The 17531-nt window shown below is 58.2% G+C and carries 17 protein-coding genes; 2 read left to right on the top strand and 15 right to left on the bottom strand.

What is annotated here, in order from left to right:
* Positions 1-8: 8 nt before the first annotated feature.
* Positions 9-476: a low molecular weight protein-tyrosine-phosphatase gene (locus FEM41_RS10725; protein WP_138095965.1), complete on the bottom strand. Its 468-nt coding sequence runs from the start codon at positions 474-476 to the stop codon at positions 9-11.
* On the bottom strand, positions 464-1627 hold the full coding sequence (locus FEM41_RS10720; RefSeq protein ID WP_138095964.1) for a polysaccharide export protein: 1164 nt from the start codon (positions 1625-1627) through the stop codon (positions 464-466). The genes FEM41_RS10725 and FEM41_RS10720 overlap by 13 nt, the downstream gene beginning before the upstream one ends.
* Before the next feature lie 445 nt (positions 1628-2072).
* On the opposite strand from FEM41_RS10720, the gene FEM41_RS10715 reads away from it, so the two are divergent.
* The gene (locus FEM41_RS10715) at positions 2073-2333 is read left to right on the top strand and encodes a hypothetical protein (protein WP_138095963.1); all 261 of its coding nucleotides are present in this window, start codon (positions 2073-2075) and stop codon (positions 2331-2333) included.
* On the opposite strand, the gene FEM41_RS10710 is transcribed toward FEM41_RS10715, so the two are convergent.
* The 12 genes from FEM41_RS10710 to FEM41_RS10655 all read right to left on the bottom strand — a co-directional run bounded on the left by FEM41_RS10710 (position 2314) and on the right by FEM41_RS10655 (position 13326).
* Positions 2314-2823, bottom strand: a complete 510-nt coding sequence (locus FEM41_RS10710) for a flavin reductase (protein WP_196240481.1) — start codon at positions 2821-2823, stop codon at positions 2314-2316. The genes FEM41_RS10715 and FEM41_RS10710 overlap by 20 nt on opposite strands.
* Positions 2824-2832: 9 nt before the next feature.
* Positions 2833-3192, bottom strand: coding sequence for an IacB protein (locus FEM41_RS10705; RefSeq protein WP_138095962.1), 360 nt, complete (start codon positions 3190-3192; stop codon positions 2833-2835).
* A 23-nt stretch (positions 3193-3215) separates the two neighbouring features.
* Positions 3216-4355 (bottom strand): acyl-CoA dehydrogenase family protein, encoded by a 1140-nt coding sequence (locus tag FEM41_RS10700; RefSeq protein WP_138095961.1) that lies wholly within the window; start codon positions 4353-4355, stop codon positions 3216-3218.
* A 27-nt stretch (positions 4356-4382) separates the two neighbouring features.
* On the bottom strand, positions 4383-5702 hold the full coding sequence (locus FEM41_RS10695; protein WP_241666590.1) for an MFS transporter: 1320 nt from the start codon (positions 5700-5702) through the stop codon (positions 4383-4385).
* Between the two features lie 91 nt (positions 5703-5793).
* The gene (locus FEM41_RS10690) at positions 5794-6753 is read right to left on the bottom strand and encodes a PDR/VanB family oxidoreductase (RefSeq protein WP_138095960.1); all 960 of its coding nucleotides are present in this window, start codon (positions 6751-6753) and stop codon (positions 5794-5796) included.
* A gap of 10 nt (positions 6754-6763) precedes the next feature.
* The gene (locus FEM41_RS10685; protein WP_138095959.1) at positions 6764-7504 is read right to left on the bottom strand and encodes an SDR family NAD(P)-dependent oxidoreductase; all 741 of its coding nucleotides are present in this window, start codon (positions 7502-7504) and stop codon (positions 6764-6766) included.
* 15 nt (positions 7505-7519) lie between these two features.
* Positions 7520-7996 (bottom strand): aromatic-ring-hydroxylating dioxygenase subunit beta, encoded by a 477-nt coding sequence (locus FEM41_RS10680; RefSeq protein WP_138095958.1) that lies wholly within the window; start codon positions 7994-7996, stop codon positions 7520-7522.
* Positions 7993-9294 carry an aromatic ring-hydroxylating oxygenase subunit alpha gene (locus FEM41_RS10675; RefSeq protein ID WP_138095957.1) on the bottom strand — a complete coding sequence of 434 codons (1302 nt, stop codon included), beginning with the start codon at positions 9292-9294 and terminating at the stop codon, positions 7993-7995. The genes FEM41_RS10680 and FEM41_RS10675 overlap by 4 nt, the downstream gene beginning before the upstream one ends.
* Positions 9266-9847, bottom strand: a complete 582-nt coding sequence (locus FEM41_RS10670; protein WP_138095956.1) for a nuclear transport factor 2 family protein — start codon at positions 9845-9847, stop codon at positions 9266-9268. Before FEM41_RS10670 ends, FEM41_RS10675 begins: the two co-directional genes overlap by 29 nt.
* Positions 9848-9901: 54 nt before the next feature.
* Entirely contained in the window at positions 9902-11026 is a 1125-nt protein-coding gene (locus FEM41_RS10665; RefSeq protein ID WP_138095955.1) for an amidase, read from the bottom strand.
* A gap of 284 nt (positions 11027-11310) precedes the next feature.
* On the bottom strand, positions 11311-11790 hold the full coding sequence (locus tag FEM41_RS10660; RefSeq protein WP_138095954.1) for a MarR family winged helix-turn-helix transcriptional regulator: 480 nt from the start codon (positions 11788-11790) through the stop codon (positions 11311-11313).
* Positions 11791-11859: 69 nt separating this feature from the next.
* On the bottom strand, positions 11860-13326 hold the full coding sequence (locus FEM41_RS10655) for an alpha/beta hydrolase (RefSeq protein ID WP_138095953.1): 1467 nt from the start codon (positions 13324-13326) through the stop codon (positions 11860-11862).
* Positions 13327-13452: 126 nt separating this feature from the next.
* Between FEM41_RS10655 and FEM41_RS10650 the strand changes: the two genes are divergently transcribed.
* Positions 13453-14919, top strand: a complete 1467-nt coding sequence (locus FEM41_RS10650) for a catalase (RefSeq protein WP_138095952.1) — start codon at positions 13453-13455, stop codon at positions 14917-14919.
* Between the two features lie 165 nt (positions 14920-15084).
* Here FEM41_RS10650 and FEM41_RS10645 read toward each other — a convergent pair whose 3' ends face one another.
* Positions 15085-17481, bottom strand: a complete 2397-nt coding sequence (locus FEM41_RS10645; protein WP_138095951.1) for a glucose/quinate/shikimate family membrane-bound PQQ-dependent dehydrogenase — start codon at positions 17479-17481, stop codon at positions 15085-15087.
* Between the last annotated feature and the right edge of the window lie 50 nt (positions 17482-17531).

Genomic DNA, 17531 nt, shown 5'->3' with positions numbered 1-17531 from the left:
ATGCTTTTTTACCTCTGCCCCTGATGTTGATATGACGCATTGAGTACCGAAACCCACCGACCAACGGCGCGCTCAATATGGCTAAAAATCTGTTCAAAACGGGCATCGCTTTCCTGCCAGGGATCGGCGATTTCCGGGCTATCCAGCCAGTGCCCCAGCAGTAATGTCTTACCGAGCGCCTCCGGCGCCATATTGGCGATATAGCCAATATGGCCTCTTTCCATAGCCAGGATAAGATCGCTATGGCGACACATCTGTCGGGTTAACTGCCGGGCCTGATGCCCGTAGAGCGAGACGCCGCGCCGTTCAGCCAGGCGCATAGCCCGGGCATCTGCGCGGTGTCCGCTAAGGGCGTGAATCCCCGCGGATGCCACGTTTCCTTCCAACTGGGCGGCCAGTAATCCGGCCGCCGCAGGGGAGCGACAGATATTACCGGTGCACACCACCAGAATATGGCGCAGAGTTATTCCCCCCATGTTCTGGCCCAGTGCGCGCTTTCGGTCAGACTATTGATGCCGACCACCGTAGGCAGCAGCTGATTGATCACACGATTCCAACGGGAAATCGGCGCCGTAGTGACATACACCACATCATAGGGTTCAAGGAAAAAGCTGGCACCCAGCACCAGCGCCGTGGCATCGGACAGATCGAGCTGATAGATATCGACGAGTTTATTCGCCGGAGCGCCGTCCTTCTGCTGCGCGGCGGATGCATGATGAGAGCGAATCACGAAGATTCCTGAGGCGTTTGCATCAGTCAACGATACCCCTTCCGCTCTTCCCAGCGCTTCCGTCAGCGTCATCCCACTGCGATCCATGACCAGCGTGCTCTGTTTGTTAACTTCGCCCATAACAAATACTTTCAGGTTGTCATTGCGCGGCACGTACAGAATATCACCGGCCCTCAGGAGTCGGTTCTGGGTAAGATCGCCCTTCTGCATCAGCGCCTGCAATGAAAGGCGCAGCGCTTTACCGTCCCGGGTTAAAATCACGTTACGCCAGTCCGCCGTTGCCGTCAGGCCACCTGCCTGATTAATAGCGTCCATCAGAGTTAGCGGCACGTTAGTAATCGGCTGCTTGCCGGACTTCTCCACCTCCCCTGTGACATACACTTTCTGGGAGCGAAACGCCGCCACGCTTACGTCCACCTGAGGCGATTCGATATAGCGCGCCAGGCGCCGCATTATTTCATCGCGCACCTGGTTGATGGTCTTCCCTGCCACCTGCACCTTGCCGATATAAGGGTAAAAAATCGAACCATCTGCATTGACCCAGTTTCCTGTATCACTGGCGCTGCGGTAGGTTCCCGCTGGCGTCGTCAGTTCAGGATGATCCCAGACCGTCACCATCAGAACATCACCCACACCAATTCGGTATTCATAATCACGGATCTCCTCATCCAGCTGCGGAGAGCTACGTGCCACCGTTTCCGGCTGACGCAGCGAAGCAATTACCGAAGGCGTTATCGGGTATATCTCTGCCATAGCATTAATATCAAAATCGGCATCGGCAACCGCAACCTGCTTTTTACCACCGGTGGGAAGATGGGGTGCAGATGAGAGCATGCAGCCGCTAAGTAATATAGAAAACGCTATTACGCTAAGAAATCTTATTCCCACACGCATCATTTTTATTATTCCTTTCGGAGTTTCCTTTCCCACGCATGGCGAACCACTGAATATTCCTAATTCGTCGGTGGAAATTTCTGATAAAAAAACCAAAACAACAAAACCCAGGCGTTTCAATAGCATGTATAAAAACCCGCAAAAACATCAGATAACAGCGAGTTCATTCCTAAAAACCCATTACGCCGCCTGACCACATAAAGGGAGGAGTATTGTCGCTTCAATTTAAATTCAGCGCTGAATCCTGTCAATAATACTCCACTGGCAATTGATACATCCACTAATTATTAAATATCAATTTTCTTTTTTTCATAATTCAGAAAAAAGAAAGTGCCATTCCTATACAACGGCGAAACATCACCGAAAAAACTGCGGGGCTTTCATATCCTAAATACAGCGCAATAGTCATAATATCACGACCGGCTGCGCTGGCAGGCGCGCTGGCGCCATGGCCAACCCGCTATCACTGCCCGTGGTGGCCATTGGCACCCTGGTCTGGCTGGGAATGGCACACCGCCTGCCCGGCACCGGCGGCCCGGGGTTTATTGGCGCCATCAACCTGCGGGCCGCACTTCTGCTGGCCGCTGGCGCATGGGTGGGCATTAGTCTGACATCGCATTTTATCGGCCGTCTGCCCGACGCCGTGCATGCCCGTATCTATCCGCTGCTGCTGGCGCTGGTCACGGTGGTTATGGTTGTAGCGGGATAACCGGCGCCAGTTGATGATAGTCGCGGTTAAACCAGACCAGTCCACCGCGCTTTTCTCCATGGCGAATCGCCAGCACTTCACCGTAAAACACCGTATGGCTCCCCACGTCGTGGCTGGTCACGATACGGCAGTCGAAATTCACCAGCGCACCGTCCAACGCTGGCGCACCGGTCGCCAGTTCGCTCCAGCCGTGGGAAAGAAAGCGCTGCGGCATGGTTATTTCCCGGTTGGCGAAACGCCCGGAAAGCGCGGCCTGATCGGCGCCCAGCACGTTAACGCACAGCACGCCGTTATCCACAAACTGCCCGTGGGTCCAGGCGTTGCGATTAATACAGACCAGCAGGGTCGGCGGAGCATCGGTGACGCTACAGACGGCGGAGGCCGTCATCCCTACTCTTCCTGATGCGCCAGCGCTGGTAATAATGGCAACGGCGCCGCCCAGCATCGCCATTCCGTCCCGAAAGGCCTCTTTGTCGATTGCATTATTCATTTCGTCACCCTATGCCTGAATAATCAGTTCCCGACCGGTACGCGCTTCTACCCGGCAGTAGCGCCACAGCCGATGCGTGCCGTCGCCCACGGGCGTGGTGCGAAACAGATTGCAGGCGGCGTGTACCCTTTCCAGATCCGGCACGTCCGCCAGCAGATAGGTGGTCCAGGGCCAGCCGTTCGATGCGCCGACCATCGCCTGATCGTCGTCCATATTGCCCAGCACCCGCACGCCCGGCAGCGCTTCAATACCGCGCCACATTTCACCAAATGCCGCCCATACCGCTTTCGCTTCCGCTGCGGGCGCATCGAAAAAGTTCTGATTAATGGCGATGCAGAACAGCACCCGTAAAGGTTTTTTATCACTCATCGGTGGTTTTCCCCGTATTCAGATTACAGATAACCCGGTAGCGGCGTCTGGCCGCACAGCAGCGCTCCCGCGCTCTGCCAGGTGTGTTCGCCCATAAAGGCATGTTGCGTAATGGCCTGGGCGTCGTTTACACAGCGCGCCAGCGGGCTGTTGCGCATAATGCCGCCCATACCGGAAAGGAGCTGGATTCGGCGGCAAACATCGGCGGCAACTCTCACTGCATGAGTAGAGGAAAGACGCAGCATATTGCCCTGAGCGAGCGACACTTCATCGCCGCTCAGTAGCGTGCTCCAGGCTTCGTCAATAGCGTCATAGAAAAAGGCGCGGGCAGCGCGTAGCTGCGCTTCCGCCCGGGCAATTTCCATCAGCGCCGCGGGACGCTGGCCGAGCGGCGGTGCACCGGTGACCGATCGCGACTGCTCCGCCTGGGCGCGAATATCATCCAGAACCCGCCTGGCAACCCCCAGCCCCACCACCGACAGTACCTGAGTGGCAAAGGCCAGCGAGGGATAGCGGAAGATTGGCTCATCGAGATTCGCGGCACTGCCGCGTACAAAAGTCCACTCCTCTGGCACCACCACATCGTCCACCACCAGATCGTGACTACCGGTGCCAGTCAGCCCAACGCTGTCCCAGGTCTCTTCAATCCGCGCCCGTTCGCGCGCCATTACCGCCATCCGCGGCAGGCCGCGGCTGTCGCCTTCCACCGGCGTTATCCCCACGCCAACAATATCCGCCCCCAGACAGCCGCTGGAAAACTTCCAGCGACCGCTCACCCGCATGCCTCCTTCCACCACTGGCGCAGGCTGAGGCGGGAAAATGCCACCCGCAAAAATCAGATCCGGCCCGGAACGGTAAAGCGTTCTGAGCGTCTCCAGCGGTAGCGCCGCCAGATAGACAATGCCCATGCCAAAACTGGCCACCCAGCCTGCGGAGCCATCGGCCTGGGATATCTGTTCGATACGCCGACAAAATTCGGCGGCGCTGCACTCATCGCCCCCCAGGCGGCGCGGCACCAGAGCGCGGTAGATTCCCATCTGGCGAAATCCTTCTACGATTTCCTGCGGGATATGACGTAACCTGTCGAACTCGCCTTCCCCGGAACGGCGGCGAATATCCGCCAGCAGGGATTCAGGGGATATCTGCGATAACAGTGGTTTCATAGCCGTTTCCTCGTGAAATAATCAGCCTCAGGCCACGGCCACGCGGCGTGCGCCACCTCGCCCCAGCGTCCATAGCGCCACCAGCGCACAGAGCGACCAGGCCACCAACATCAGGGATACCGGCCAGGCGGAATCGAAAACCATAAGTAGCGCCACCGCCAGCATCGGCCCAATACCGCCCGCCAGGATCGAGCCAATTTCATGGCCCAGCGATAGTCCGGTGTAGCGCACCCGTGCCGGAAACAGTTCCGCCATCATCGGCGGCTGTGAACCCGTCATCGCGCCATGACACACCGGCAGCCCCAGCATCATCGCCAGCAGCACATTGCCGAAGCTGGCGCTTTCGATAAGCCAGAAGAAAGGGAAGGCCACCAGGAGCACCCCCAGAACGCCTGTCAGATAAACTCGCCGGAAACCGATGCGATCGGCCAGCGCCCCCCAGAACAGAATCGAGAAGAATTCCACAATCATCGCCAGGGTGATGCAGGCAATGATATGTTCGGTCGAAATCCCCACGTGCTTGCAGTAGACAATGGAAAAGGTGAAAAACAAATAGACGGCTCCGTTTTCCGGCAGCCGCAGCGCAATGGCCTGCAACAGCTCCCGCCAGTGTTCCCGGCACACCTGGCTCAAGGGTGTCTGCTGCTCCTGATGCTGTGGCATCCTGTCGCGCTCTTCCAGGAAGGCGCTGCTCTCTTCGATATTCTTACGGATGTACATCGCCACCAGAAACAGCACCGCGCTGGCCAGAAACGGCAGACGCCATCCCCAGTCCATAAAGACCGCTTCCGGGAGTTTTTGGGCCAGCCAGTAGGCCAGTGAAGAGAGTACGAAGCCGCCAGCAACCCCCATCTGGCTCCAGGCGGTATAGAAACCTTTACGCGCCGGGTCCGCGTTTTCACTCAGCATCAGCACCCCGCCGCCCCACTCGCCGCCAGACGCCATCCCCTGTAAAAAACGCAGCGAGATCAAGGCCACCGGCGCCAGTATCCCGATGCTCTGATACCCCGGCAGCAATCCGATAATAAAGGTACTGCCCCCCATTAATGCCAGGGTAATCACCAGCGCCCGTTTACGACCATACCGGTCCCCCATATGGCCAAAGATAACGCCGCCCAACGGTCGGGCCAGAAAGCCCACCGCAAAGCCGGAAAACGCCAGCATTGCACCTTCCAGGCCGCTCCCCTGACCGGGAAAAAACAGATCGCCAAACACCAGCGCCGCCGCCGTGCCGTAAAGGAAAAAGTCATACCATTCCAGCGAGTTACCCAACAGTGAACTGATCACCAGCCTGCGCATCTGACCGGGGCCAGCATTAGCGCCCGGCGGTAAATTTTGCGTCTTCATATCGTTCTGCCCCTTTATTCGTGACGCGGGCGCCTGCCCGCAAAAATTGGAAAACAGCAACTGAAATGGCGCGCTCCTCGCACCCGAGCGTCTATTCCACTTCGAAGACTTCGATAACTAACCTGGCGCTGCGGGCCCGCGAGCAGCAGAGAATGACCTGGTCGTTGTCCGCCTTTTCTTCTTCCGTCAGATACTGGTCGCGATGGTCCGGCGTTCCTTCCAGCACGTTAGCCAGACAGGTGCCGCAAATACCCTGTTCGCAAGAGACCTTGACCCGCACGCCAGCCTGCGCCAGCGCCTGTACGATGCTCTGGGATTCCCCCACCTGAACGGTGACATCCAGCGCCGGTATCGATACCTCAAACGCCTCGCCGCCGCAGGGAGCCGCAGGAGTAAAGCTTTCCTGGTGGAGGCAATCCGCCGCCAGCCCCGCGCGTTCAGCGGCATCGGTCAGCGCCTGCATCAGCCCTTCCGGGCCGCAGGCGTAGAGATGTCTGTCATCGGGCGCACCGTCGAATAACGCCTTTGGATCGAGCCGACTGCCCTCATCGCTGATATGCAACACCACCCGTCCAGCCCAGGGCACCGCCGCCAGCTCCGCCAGAAACGCCATGCTCTGGCGACTGCGGCCGCAGTAGTGCAGCGCAAACGGACGATCGGCCAGGTGCAACGCGTGAGCCATCGCCAGTAGCGGCGTAATACCGATCCCGCCCCCCACCAGCAGCGCGTTTTCACCTTCTTCTACCAGCGGGAACAGATTACGCGGCGCGCTCACCTGAACCTTATCGCCGGGTTTCAGTGCACAGGCCGCCGTCGATCCGCCGCGCGATACCGGCGAATGCAGGATCCCCAACCGGTAATACTGACGATCCTGCGGATCGCCGCACAGCGAATACTGGCGCACCAGCCCGTCAGTCAGATGCAGATCGAGGTGTGCTCCGGCGCTAAAGGAAGGCAGTTCAACGCCGGTCATTGAAGCCAGGGTCAGTAGCACAACACCGTCCCCCTGTTCTTCCCGTGCCGTTACCCGTACTGTGATGAGATCCGTCATAAATCCTCCGTTAGCGCATATAGATGCCGCCGTTGATGTCCCAGGTCGCGCCCGTCACAAAGCTGGCGTCGCGCGACGCCAGCAGCGCCACCGCCCTGGCGACAAACCCCGGCTCTCCCAACTGCCCCACCGGAATCATCGCCAGCAGATCCGTCATCCGTTCTGGCGGCACCGCCGCATGGACCGACGGCAGATCCATCGGGCCTGGCGCAATGGCGTTGACCGTGACACCTGCACCGCCCAGCGCTCGGGCGAACACCCGGGTCAGCGTCAGAATGCCCCCTTTGGAGGCGGCGTAGTGCGCCCCGGAGGCGGTCCCGCCGTTCTGGCCCGCCAGCGAAGCCAGATTGATGATTCGCCCGTAGCCCTGCTCGCTGAAGTAGCGACCGGCTGTCTGGCAGCCGACAAAGGTGCCGCGCAGATTGGTGGTCATCACCTGATCGAACTCATCGACTGAAATCTCCATCACAGGCGTCGTCAGGGTCAGGGCGGCGTTATTGACCAGCCCGTGCAGCGCACCGAAATGACGATGAGCCTGGTCGATGGCCTGCTGAAAGCGTTCGGGATCGCGGATATCCAGCGCCAGCGCCAGCGCGTTATCCCGATGCCCACCCGCCGCTTCCAGCGCCGCCTGAGCCTGTTCGCCGTTCAGGTCGGCGAATACCACCCGGAATCCCTGGGTCAGTAGATGTCCGGCAATCGTCTGCCCCAGCCCCGCGGCCGCGCCGGTTACCAGTACCGCATCACTCATGGTTGCCTCCACGCCTTACAGGATGTAGCCAATGCTGCTGAGGTAGCCGTCGCTGTTCAGCATCCGCACAACTTTGCTTTCGATCAGAAATCCCGTCGCCTGCGGCAACAGTCGATAGTGGAGATCGGCCACGTAGTGTTGGGACTTTCCCTTGCGGTACTCCCAGAGCGACTGAGCGCAGCGCACTTCCAGCCGCGATGGGGTATCCACCAGAATTCGATGGCGCGCCAGCATTCGGATGGTGCGCGCCCTGGGCGTGGTGGAGATCGACTCGCCGCTGTAGAGACGCTGTACCCGCCTGCAACGCATAGCGTCATCATCAAAGGCGAAGTTCAGGGTGTTTTCGAAATCATCGGTGTGGGGGTCGATCGGCACGATGTAGCGCCCATCGGGATGCCAGAGCGTCAGCCAGTTATCGAACTCGCCCTGATCCAGCATGTCGGCTTCCAGATTCAGGAAGTTCACCACCTCGTTAATACGCTGCGAGCTCATACGCCCTGTCCTCCTTCGGTCATGTAAGTTTTCCACTGTTGATAGGCGGCACGCATGCCGGTTTCGGCGCTGACATCGCTGCGCGGGCCATCGGCGCCAGGGCGTTCGCCGGGCAGGCCGCGGTTGAGCATGATCCACAGATCCTCACCGGCTCCACCGCCGCGCTGCACCCGTTCCCAGGCTTCGGCATCATCCGGAGTGCCAAAACCCATGGGTCCCTGGAAGTGTTCATGCAGCCGCAGTCGGGCCTGGTTGGCGATGGTCGGTCCCCCTTTCATCTCGATAGCCACATGGTGGATTTCGGTCTCCTGTACCGAGATGGGCTGGAGTATCCGAAAGAAGGCCATCGAACAGGCCGCATTAGGAAACAGATTGAGGTTAAAGCCGCTACCGCCCACGGCGCGAACAATACGCCGCACCTGCATCTCTTCATAACCTTCGTCGCGCAGCGCCTGAGCCAGCTCCAGGAAGCGTTCCGGAATATCGGCCTCCAGGTTCTCTTCCAGATCCACCAGATCCGGAATCATCACCATCACGCTGTGACCATTGCCGAGATCTTCGACATAGCCACTACCGTCTACAAAATTGAGCATCTCTTCGGTTTGTTTATCCACCGAGCTCAGGAACGACTTATGAACGATGGGGAAGTGATAGCCGTCGGTGGTGTTTTCCAGTTGGATCTTCCAGTTCCCGGGAAAGCGGAAACGGTGCGCTTCCGTGGCCTGAATGGGATAACCCGCCCCCTGCTTCATAAACAGATCGATCCACTTCTTCGCCGGTCCCAGGAATTCGCTTAACGGCACAATATCCTCCTGAAAAGTCGCGAAGATCATGCCGCCATAGCTTTCGGTGCGCAGTCGCACCATACCCAGTTCAGCTTTATCCAGTGTGTCACCGTAGCTTTCGGGATGCGGCACGCCGCGCAGGCTGCCGTCCAGCCCGTAGCCCCAACCGTGATAGGGGCAGACAAAGTTGTTGGTCTTGCCGTGACGGTGTTCGCAGACCGTCGCGGCGCGGTGACGGCAGCGGTTAAGCAGCACGTTGATATTGCGCTTGCGATCGCGCACCACAATCACCGGTTGAGTTCCCACGAATGAAGACTTAAAACTGCCGGGATCCGGAACTTCGCTTTCATGGGCCACCCACACCCAGGTACGGGAAAAGATGCGTTGCATCTCCAGTTCAAACAGCGTCGGAGAGGTATAAAGCGAGGTATGCACCCGATCGGGTCGCACCAGCCCGGCGATCGCTTCGTGACTCAGGCCGGGTTCAATATTCTTTACGGGTATCGTTTCCATCGTTTTCTCCTGACAGGGACGGCGGCGGACAGTGCGGTACGGGAAATGCCCGATCGGCATGCCAGTAATCCACCGGTCGGCTAAACAGATTGCGGGTCGTGAAGTGGCAGATACGCCACTCATCGTCCGCGCAACGGCGAAAGTGAATCAGTAATTCGGCGCAGTTCAGGTGCGATGCGCCACTATGAAAGGTGGAGGTTTGCAGCATCTTCCAGCGTCCCTGGGCGCGGCGTGCATCCTGGTCAACCAGGATCTGCTCTGAACAGAGGAAGTGAACATTGGTGGTGAAGTGCGCAGGCTGGCGTACGTATCCGGCCATCATGGCGGCGATAGCCTCCCGCCCCTGGTGGCGCCCCAGCCGTTCGGCGTAGGGATCCCCCACGCCTTCCCAGAGCGCGTCTTCGCTGAACAGTGCGGCGATACAGGCTACGGTCTGCGGGCTGTCCAGCGCATCGCACAGGTGCATATATTCACTGATGGTCCGGCGTACGGCCTGCTCCGCTTCAAGGCGTGCCAGCCTGTCCAGAAGCTGCTGTGGAACTATTTCGGGCATAGGATCCCCCTTCAGGCTTATTGCCCGAATCAATCGATTAACGAAAAGCGGTGATTAACGGTGGTGGAACCACCGCCCGGCTGCGCGTACCAGCGCCGCTTCCTGACCTTTAGCCGCAACAATTTGCAGCGCTACCGGGCGCCCGTCGATCTCGCCCGCCGGAATAGTCAGCGCCGGATGGCCGCTCAGGTTGAACGGTCGCAACAGCCGGGTTAGCGTCACTGCGGCCAGCGGATCCCGGGCTTCTTCAAGAGTCGGCGGTAGCGCAGGCAGAGCAGGCAATAGCAGCAAGCCATGACGTTCCAGTAGCGTATCGACCTCGCGGCTAAAATCCGCACGCACCGCTTCAGCCTGTGCCAGCATTTGCGGCGTTATTTCCGCACCCCGGGCAATGCGCTGACGCACATCCGGCAACAGCGCCGGGTGATCGCACAGTCCGGAAAACGCCTGCCAGTTTTCATGGCCGATCAGATACAGTCCGGCTTCGTGCGCCGCCTCCAGTCCCGGTAGCACCGCCGTTTCCACGTCGTCTCCCAGCCGTTTAAGCAGCAGAGAATCGATCTCCGGTAGCGCCAGGCCGCTAAGAAAAGCTGGGGTCAACGCCGGATTTTGCGGCGCGGCATCATCCAGTCCCAGACGAGCCAGCACTTCGCCAGACGTGGCAAGATCGCGGGTAAAGAAACCGACGCAATCGAGCGAACTGGCGGCGGGCAGTACGCCTGCGCGGGAGACACGGCCAAAGCCCGGCTTCAGCCCCACCACGCCGCAGCAGGCCGCAGGCATACGCACAGAGCCGCCGGTATCGGTGCCAATAGCGAAGTCGACGCTGCCGCTGGCGACCACAGTGGCGGAGCCGCTGGAGGAGCCCCCTGGAATCAGGTGGGGATAGAGGGAATTGACAGGCGTTCCCGCGCCGGGGTTAATGCCGGTAACGCCAAAGGCCAGCTCATGCAGCGTGGTCTTGCCGGTTAGCCGACAACCGGCTGCCAGCAGTTGGGCAATAACCCGGGCGTGACGAGCTGCGGGCGGCGCATTTTCCAGCGCCAGGCTGCCTGCCCGGGTAGGGTAGCCAGCGACGTCCAGCGTATCCTTCACCGCAAAGGTGAGGCTGCCGTCGCCGATAGCGCAGGTAGCGATGTAGCCCTGTGGTGTACAGGGTATGCGATTGAGTTTGCTCATATTGTCTGTCCTGTTTGTGCGGTCATAGCCGTCACTTTTTAGTCAGATTCATTTTTGAGCACATTAATTGAAAATTCAAGTGATTTGTATCATATAAATTCAATATGCCGCGCAAGTCACAATTGCACGATAATAGCCAACAATAATCATATAAATCAATGCATTGAAAAATATAAACCAGACAAATAAAGCGGTATTTATAAATATTTCAGGGATAAGAAATCGCGATTTTCTTGCATAAAATCGGTAAGAATCGCGTTACCCGGAAGGGAGGGAGCGTGACGTTATTCACTGAGATTGGACAGGATCAGCGCCAGCGCCTGGTTCATTTTATTCACCTGTGCCGGGCGTATCCCCTTAAACGAACGATTAAAAATCCTGCTGGCCAGTTCATTGGCCTGCTCTGCTCTGGCAATGCCTTCCGGCGTCGGCAGAACTTCGGTCACCCGGCCATCCGCCTCGCTGGCGCGAGTTATGACCAGGCCATCCTGACGCAGGCGCGCCAGAATTTTGGTCACCGTTGGCATTTTTATCACGGCATACTCCGCCAGTTGGCTGACCGTGGCGGTGCGATACTTCCAGGCCAGGGTCAACACCCGAAAGCGCGAAACATCCAGCCCCACCTTTTTCAGCTCAATCTCCAGCAACTGGCTATAGCGGGCGTGAACATTCACAATCCAGAAGAAGGGATACTCTTCACGGTGGAAGCGATGCTCATGGTCTGCATCCATATCCGTATCGAAACGGTTTTTCTTTATATCCATTTCCGGTTCCATTGCCACGGTTCTCAGAACAGCTTTGATAGTAGCGAATCGCCTGGGTGAAAGACAATGTTATCCATCCGGCCCCTGCGCAATGCGGCGTTCGATTCTTTCCATCATCCAGGGAAAGAACGGGTTTGAGGTAATCCGCATCAGCGCGCCCATATCAACAATCAACACCTGGGTTTCACCGCGCAGGCTGACGGTTCCCAGACTGATACCATATTCATCGGCAGGCGCGGGATGGCTACCGTAGAGCGAATCCGTAACCGGAAATGGCAAAGCGATATGCGACAGCGAAAAACTGTCGGACGGCCAGACGGCGTCCAGCGTCGAGTGCTGTTCACGGCGACTCCCGGCTGCCACTTCAATCAGCCCTGCATGGCGCTCCCCTTCACGGGCGCCGGTTACTATAGCGGTGGCGTAACGGCGCGGCGCCGCAGGCAGCAGCCGGGAAAGCGCTGAAGCCGAGGCTTCGTTCAGTAACGGGCGAAACAGCGCCGACTGATTGAGATCGAAGAATACCAGCTCGCTGCCGTTGGCCGGTAAATAACGGTAGAGATCGTTTACCACCGCGCGGCTACGCACTGTGGAATCAACCACGGACTGGAAGGTCAGCACCGGCGGTAACCCCGCCAAGCGGTTGTCGTGCACCGCCTGCTGCAGTTCCTGCTGTAGCGCCTGGGTCAGATTCCAGGACTGACGGGCGCCGTTAACCGGAAACGAGTTGTATTTGAAGGGGTTATATTCCGGCAGGATATCGAGCCAGGCGGTTTTGGCGAAGGCCGGGAAAATAGCGGGCCAGCCCGCCAGCCCGGAAAAGCGGGCAAAGCGGGTAATGCCAATCATCGGTGAAATCAGCACGATCTGCTGAGGCATGCGCAGCCGTTTGTCCTGCAGTGCATCCAGCGCATATTTCATGGCCAGCGCCCCACCGTTGGAATAGCCCACGATATGCAGCGGCAGACCGGGGCCGCTCTGTGCCGTGGCTTCACGTACCGCAAGACGCGCCGCAGCCATCCACGTCTGCCACTTCACATCGGTTAACGCCCCCGGCACGGTACCGTGGGCCGGAAGTCGGATCCCTACCGCCACATAGCCTAGTTCCTGATAGCGCTCCCCGATATGGCGCAGACTGTAGGGGGAGTCCGTCATGCCGTGCAGCAGCACTACGGCACCGCGCACCTTCCCTTCCGGCTTCATTATCCAGGAACGATTCCAGTCGTGGGAAAAACGCTCCGGCCAGACCAGACTGCCCGGATAATAGCGATTGAGCATCGTGCGGCTCTCCGCCGTGAGCTTTTTGCTTACCTGACGACTGACCTCCCGGAACAGCCGCTCTTCCGTCGCCACATACTCCTGCCAGTCGGCCCGGTCAATATCATCGGCCGTCATCTCCTGCGGTACCAGCCTGTGCCAGGGCTGTAGCGCAGGCCCACGCTCGGTATCGTAGATGCGCCCGATAATGGCTCCCACCAGCAGCCCCAGACAGAGCAACAGCAGGCGCCTGCCCCATTTGATCCATCCGCTTCGTCGCAACCTGCCCCCCTGTCGATAAGGCGATTGATCGATTCGCCCATTTATCCCATGCCACACAACCAATAAGGAATTTATACGCTACGCTTATTTCCTGCACATATCAGAAAAAAGTCGGAGAAGAATGCAATGAGCAATGATAACCGCAAACCCACGACGACCGATGCTGGCATTCCCGTCGCCAGTGACGAGCATTCGCTGTCCGTCGGCCCGGATGGCCCCCTGCTGTTGCACGATCACTATCTGATTGAACAGATGGCCAACTTTAACCGGGAACGCATTCCGGAGCGCCAGCCCCACGCTAAAGGTAGTGGCGCATTTGGCTACTTTGAAGTGACCGAAGACGTTAGCCGTTATACCAAAGCGGCTCTGTTCCAGCCAGGTACCAAAACAGACCTGGTTATTCGTTTCTCAACCGTTGCCGGCGAGCGCGGTAGCCCGGACACCTGGCGCGATCCGCGCGGTTTTGCCATTAAGTTTTACACCAGCGAAGGCAATTACGACATGGTCGGAAATAACACTCCGGTGTTCTTTATCCGCGATCCCATGAAGTTTCAGCACTTTATACGCTCCCAAAAACGCCGCGCCGACAATAACCTGCGCGACCACGATATGCAGTGGGATTTCTGGACCCTGTCGCCGGAATCAGCCCACCAGGTCACCTGGCTGATGGGAGATCGCGGTATTCCGAAAAGCTGGCGCCATATGAACGGCTACTCCAGCCATACCTATATGTGGGTGAACGCCAGCGGCGAGAAGTTCTGGGTGAAATACCACTTCAAAACCGATCAGGGGGTGGAGTTCCTGACCCAGGATAACGCCGATCTGCTGGCCGGTCAGGATGGCGATTACCATACCCGGGATCTGTACGACGCTATCAAGAAAGGCGACTTCCCGAGCTGGACGCTGTATATGCAGATTATGCCGTTCCAGGAGGCGGAAACCTACCGCTATAACCCGTTCGATCTGACCAAAGTCTGGCCCCACGGCGATTACCCGCTGATTAAGGTCGGCAAACTGGTGCTGGACAAAAACCCCACCGATAACCACTCCCAGATTGAGCAGGCGGCCTTTGAGCCTAACAACCTGGTACCGGGCATCGGTCTGAGTCCCGATAAGATGCTACTGGGTCGCGTTTTCTCCTATGCCGACGCGCACCGTCACCGCCTGGGAGTCAACTATAAGCAGATTCCGGTCAACACCCCGAAAGCGCCGGTCAACAGCTACAGCAAAGATGGCCCCATGCGCATGAATCCGGTTTCCGACCCGGTCTATGCGCCGAATTCGAAGGGGGGCCCGGCGGCAGACGGCCAGCGCTATCCGGAAGTTGCGGTATGGGAATCCCAGGGACAGATGGTGCGTCAGGCCTATACGCTGCGTAAGGATGACGATGACTTCGGTCAGGCCAATATTCTGGTTAACAAGGTCATGGACGATGCCGCCCGCGAACGCCTGGTCAACAACGTCAGCGGCCATCTGTTGAACGGCGTGGAAGAGCCGGTGCTGTCGCGCGCCTTCGAATACTGGCGCAATATCGATAAGAATATCGGCGACCGTATTGAACAGAAGGTCAAAGCCGCCCGCAACCAGCCTTAAAGGGTATAAGTTTCGGACATAAAAAAAACCGACGTTGCCGTCGGTTTTTTTATTGGCCGTTAAGCGTGGGTGAAACGCCGTCCGGCCAAAGCCTTCTTCACCTGACTAAAGCCTGGATGTTACCCATTCTGGCCTTTAGTTAATGCCTTACGGCATCGTCAGATCTTATTTTTTCTCAGGCAGCGCATAGGCTACGACATAGTCACCCAGCTTAGTGCCCAGTGAACCATGGCCGCCCGCGGCAACCACGATGTACTGACGACCATCTTCACCTTTATAGCTCATCGGCGTTGCCTGACCGCCTGCCGGCAGACGGGCTTTCCACAGCTCTTTACCGTTACGCATATCGTAAGCGCGGATATAGTAGTCCAGGGTTCCGCTCAGGAAACCAACGCCCCCGGCGGTAACAATCGGACCGCCCAGAGAAGGCACGCCCAGCGGCATCGGAATCGGCAGCGGCGCGGAGTCGCGAACGGTACCGTTCTTATGCTTCCAGATAACCTTATGGGTAGTCAGATCTACAGCCGCCACATAGCCCCACGGCGGAGACTGGCAGGGAATGCCCCACGGAGTCAGCAGCGGCGACATGGTTACGCCATAAGGCGCGCCGGTGTTCTTGTGAACGCCTGAGGTTTCGCTTTCCGCTTTGTCTTCCGCGTTGATTTCAGAGGCCGGAATCAGGGTGTCATAGAAAGCCATGTAGCTCGGGTTAACAAAGGCAATCTGACGCTCGGGATCGACGGAAACGCCACCCCAGTCAAATACCCCGAAGTTACCCGGGTAAACGATGGAGCCCTGAGTCGACGGCGGCGTAAAGGTGCCTTCATAGCGCAGAGACTTAAACTTAATGCGGCAGTACAGCATATCGAAGGGGTTGGTCCCCCACATCGAGGATTCTTTCAGCGGATCCGGCGTAAAGTTCAGTGCCGAAAGCGGCTGAGTCGGCGATGCCGTCTCCCCTTCCACATTACTGGCCGGGCGCGGTACTTCGGTAATCGGCACGATCGGAGAGCCGTTACGACGGTCGAGGACATAAATACTGCCCTGCTTGGTCGAAGCTACCAGCGCCGGTTTCACACCGTCTTTAGTTTTGATATCGGTCAGGGTCGGCTGGCCGCCCACGTCCATATCCCACAGGTCATGGTGGGTGAACTGATAGTTCCACACCGGCTGACCGGTCTTCACATTCAGAGCAACAACGCCTGCACTGTATTTTTCAGTCTCAGGAGAACGCTTACCGCCCCACTGGTCAGGCATCTGGTTGCCCAGCGGCAGGTAGATCAGACCCAGTTTGGGATCCACACTCATCACCGACCACATGTTAGGAGAGTTCGGCGTGTAGTGCTGGCCTTCCGGCAGCGGACGGGTTTCCGTTGGGTTACCGGCATCCCAGTTCCAGACCAGATGGCCATCGCGGGCATCAAATGCACGCACTACGCCAGAAGGTTCGTTAACTGAAACGTTATCGCTGACGTGACCACCAATAATTACCAGGCCGTCAACAACAGTGGCCGGAGAGGTGGAGTAGTAACCGCCCGGCGGGTTAGTGCCGCCCAGGTTCGCAGTCAGCAGGTTCACTTCACCCTGATTACCGAAATCGCGGCATACTTTACCGTCGTCGGCGTTCAGCGCGATCAGACGACCATCAGCGGTCGGCAGATACAGGCGACGCTGGCACATCTTCGGCTGCGCGTCGGCATTCTGCGTGGTGGCGGCGTTATCGTTCAGGTTGTAGTAAGAGACGCCGCGGCAGGTCATGTGCTCCCAGCCTTTAAAGCTACCGTTGTCGCCCTTAATTTTCGGGTCGAACTTCCAGATCTCTTTACCGGTGGTGGCATTCACCGCGATAACTTTGCTGTGCGGAGTGCACAGATAAAGCATGTTGCCCACTTTCAGTGGAGTGTTCTCGTCGGTAATCTCAGCCGGATCGATATCGGTCGGCATATCGCCTGTACGATAAGTCCAGGCCACTTCCAGGTTGCTAACGTTATCCGCAGTAATCTGCTTCAGCGGGGAGTAACGCTGACCAAAATGGTCGCCGCCCCACTGCTGCCAGTCACCGTCAGGCTGTGCCGGTGCCGCGTTTTCGGCCAGAGCGGCCTGACGTTCCAGGTTGCCGTTGATGCTGTAAGGATCAACGAACAGGCTGGCAACGCCAACCGCCAGCGCAATAGCAAGCGATCCCCACAGGGTCTTCACGCCAGCGCCGCGCTGGTCGGCAGCCCCCAAATGACGGCTCACCACAGGCAGTGCAATCAGCAGACCCAGAGCAAACCAGATATCCAGACGCGGCAGCAACTGCCACCAGTCCAGACGCACTTCATACAGCGCCCACAGGGTGCTGCCAAACAGCATTAATGCATACAGCCACAGGGCGCTACGCTTACCTTTCAGTAGCAGCACGCCGGTGGCAATAACCATCAAGCCAGCAATTAAAAAGTAAGCCGAGCCGCCCAGGCTCAGCAGCCAGATACCGCCGAAGGCCGAAGCCAGGCCGAGTATCAGACTCGCTATTGCTGCAAGTCGCAGCCAAAAAAGAGAAGATGGCCTTGTTGCGCTCATCGGGAACTCCAAATCGTGTGAAACAAACTCAGGCGGGCAGAATACCGACG

This window comes from Jejubacter calystegiae (genome assembly GCF_005671395.1).
Lineage (GTDB): Bacteria > Pseudomonadota > Gammaproteobacteria > Enterobacterales > Enterobacteriaceae > Jejubacter > Jejubacter calystegiae.
This window is presented reverse-complemented; position numbering and strand designations above follow the sequence as displayed.

Coding starts and splice junctions, on each gene's coding strand:
- FEM41_RS10725 (WP_138095965.1), bottom strand. CDS start 476: ATGGGGGGAATAACTCTGCGCCATATTCTGGTGGTGTGCACCGGTAAT.
- FEM41_RS10720 (WP_138095964.1), bottom strand. CDS start 1,627: ATGATGCGTGTGGGAATAAGATTTCTTAGCGTAATAGCGTTTTCTATA.
- FEM41_RS10715 (WP_138095963.1), top strand. CDS start 2,073: ATGGCCAACCCGCTATCACTGCCCGTGGTGGCCATTGGCACCCTGGTC.
- FEM41_RS10710 (WP_196240481.1), bottom strand. CDS start 2,823: ATGAATAATGCAATCGACAAAGAGGCCTTTCGGGACGGAATGGCGATG.
- FEM41_RS10705 (WP_138095962.1), bottom strand. CDS start 3,192: ATGAGTGATAAAAAACCTTTACGGGTGCTGTTCTGCATCGCCATTAAT.
- FEM41_RS10700 (WP_138095961.1), bottom strand. CDS start 4,355: ATGAAACCACTGTTATCGCAGATATCCCCTGAATCCCTGCTGGCGGAT.
- FEM41_RS10695 (WP_241666590.1), bottom strand. CDS start 5,702: ATGAAGACGCAAAATTTACCGCCGGGCGCTAATGCTGGCCCCGGTCAG.
- FEM41_RS10690 (WP_138095960.1), bottom strand. CDS start 6,753: ATGACGGATCTCATCACAGTACGGGTAACGGCACGGGAAGAACAGGGG.
- FEM41_RS10685 (WP_138095959.1), bottom strand. CDS start 7,504: ATGAGTGATGCGGTACTGGTAACCGGCGCGGCCGCGGGGCTGGGGCAG.
- FEM41_RS10680 (WP_138095958.1), bottom strand. CDS start 7,996: ATGAGCTCGCAGCGTATTAACGAGGTGGTGAACTTCCTGAATCTGGAA.
- FEM41_RS10675 (WP_138095957.1), bottom strand. CDS start 9,294: ATGGAAACGATACCCGTAAAGAATATTGAACCCGGCCTGAGTCACGAA.
- FEM41_RS10670 (WP_138095956.1), bottom strand. CDS start 9,847: ATGCCCGAAATAGTTCCACAGCAGCTTCTGGACAGGCTGGCACGCCTT.
- FEM41_RS10665 (WP_138095955.1), bottom strand. CDS start 11,026: ATGAGCAAACTCAATCGCATACCCTGTACACCACAGGGCTACATCGCT.
- FEM41_RS10660 (WP_138095954.1), bottom strand. CDS start 11,790: ATGGATATAAAGAAAAACCGTTTCGATACGGATATGGATGCAGACCAT.
- FEM41_RS10650 (WP_138095952.1), top strand. CDS start 13,453: ATGAGCAATGATAACCGCAAACCCACGACGACCGATGCTGGCATTCCC.
- FEM41_RS10645 (WP_138095951.1), bottom strand. CDS start 17,481: ATGAGCGCAACAAGGCCATCTTCTCTTTTTTGGCTGCGACTTGCAGCA.